Origin of the sequence: Comamonas sp. B-9, from assembly GCF_000410635.1 — a bacterium.
Classification (GTDB): domain Bacteria; phylum Pseudomonadota; class Gammaproteobacteria; order Burkholderiales; family Burkholderiaceae_C; genus Comamonas.
In genome coordinates this window covers 1-1,656 of sequence record NZ_APCR01000481.1, presented here as the reverse complement: position 1 = coordinate 1,656, position 1,656 = coordinate 1, and the positions used below count along the sequence as shown (strand labels likewise).

General features: G+C 66.4%; 1 protein-coding gene and 2 pseudogenes. 2 read left to right on the top strand and 1 reads right to left on the bottom strand.

From position 1 onward, the window contains the following. A pseudogene (locus H928_RS0104495) lies at window positions 1–181 on the bottom strand (hypothetical protein); the annotation flags it as partial. A gap of 170 nt (window positions 182–351) precedes the next feature. On the opposite strand from H928_RS0104495, the gene H928_RS0104490 reads away from it, so the two are divergent. Both H928_RS0104490 and H928_RS0104485 read left to right on the top strand, forming a co-directional pair. After that, window positions 352–1,395, top strand: coding sequence for an MlaD family protein (locus H928_RS0104490; protein ID WP_148293042.1), 1,044 nt, complete (start codon window positions 352–354; stop codon window positions 1,393–1,395). Next, a pseudogene (locus H928_RS0104485) lies at window positions 1,392–1,656 on the top strand (hypothetical protein); the annotation flags it as partial. The gene H928_RS0104490 and the pseudogene H928_RS0104485, both read left to right, overlap by 4 nt.

Sequence of the window (1,656 nt, the reverse complement as noted above, 5' to 3'; positions counted from 1 at the left end):
CGGCCTGCGGCTGCAGCACCTCCGTCAGGCACTGGCTGGGCCAGCCCTTGCCGGGCAGCTGGGCATCGAGCGCATCCCAGCCGGTGGGGATGCCCGCCATCGGCGCGCGCACCAGGTGGTCGCCGCGCCAGAGCTGGGCGGCCACCGTGGGCGGCAGGGACAGGGCATCAAGTTTAGGCATGGCAAATAACTGTATATATGTACAGTATAAGAGCTTGCGCCTGGCTTATGTGTAACAGCGGGCGGGCCTGCGCCGGGCTGTAGGACGGCAAAGCCTGTGTATGTCTTTGAAAACAAGCCCCTGCAGCTTTGTTTTGAAGCTGGCAGCCAGCCCGGGTAAGATCGCGGTACATGCAAATACCAGAACCCCACGACTCTGCCGACCGCCCCGCGCCGCCGTCTTCTGCCGCCTCTGCGCGGCGTGCGGCCGTGGTCGATGGTGTGGCGGTGGACGGCCTGGCGCCGGTGCCGCATCTGGAGCGCAAGGCGGGGGCATTGCTGCTGTTTACCTTGCTGCTGATCCTGGGCTCGGCCTTTTATCTGATGTATGCGCGCGGCGTATTTGAGCCCAAGCAGTCGCTGATCCTGACGGCCGATGACTCCGAGGGCGTCTCCATCGGCCTGGACATGACCTTCTCCGGTTTTGCGATCGGCAAGGTCAGCAAGATCGAGCTGGCGCCTGATGGCACGGTGCGCATCCATGTGGATGTGCCCGAGAAAGACGCGCACTGGCTGCGCAGCAGCAGCGTGTTCACCCTGGTCAAGGGCCTGGTGGGCGGCACGACGATCAAGGCCTACTCGGGCATTCTGGATGACCCGCAGCTGGAGGACGGCGCCGTGCGCGCGGTGCTCTCGGGTGATGCGACGGCCGAGCTGCCGCAGCTGATGAGCAATGCCCGCCAGCTGCTGGAGAACCTGAACATGATGACCTCGGCCGGCTCGGCCTTGGGCGGCACCCTGGAGCAACTGCGTGACCTGAGCACCAAGCTCAACGGCCCCAGCGGCGCGCTGGGCGTGGTGATGGGCGGCGACGCCGAGGCGCGCAAGATATCGCAGACGCTGGACCGCACCAACCAGCTGCTGGCGCGGCTCGATGGCCTGGCCAAGAATGCCGACAAGCAGGTCTTCGGGGCCGATGGCGTGATGCCCGAAGTGCGCGCCACGGTGCAGCAGCTCAATGCCGTGCTGGGCGATGTGCGCGGCAGCTTGAAGAAGGTGGATGCGGTGCTGGTGGAGGCCCAGGCCGTGGGTGCCAATGCCAAGGATGCGACCAACCAGCTGGGCGATTTGCGCGCCGATGTAGAGGCGAACCTGCGCAAGGTGGAAGGCATGCTGACCGAGCTGAACCGCAAATGGCCGTTTGCCAAAAAAGATGCCGAGGTGCGACTGCCATGAGCGCGGCTATTGCCATCACCACCCGCCTGGCCGCCGCACTGCTGGCCGCCGCTGTGCTGGGCGGCTGCGCCAGCAGCAAAAAGGCGCCCGACTGGGCGATCAACGAACAAGGCGCTGCCGAACGCGCGACCGATGCCTACCTGTCGGGCAACAGCCGGGTGGCGGATGCCGAATGGCGGCGTGCGCGCGATGAGGTCAGCCGCACGGCGCGGCCCGACTTGCTGGCCCGATTGGAGCTGGCGCGCTGCGCCGCGCAGGTGG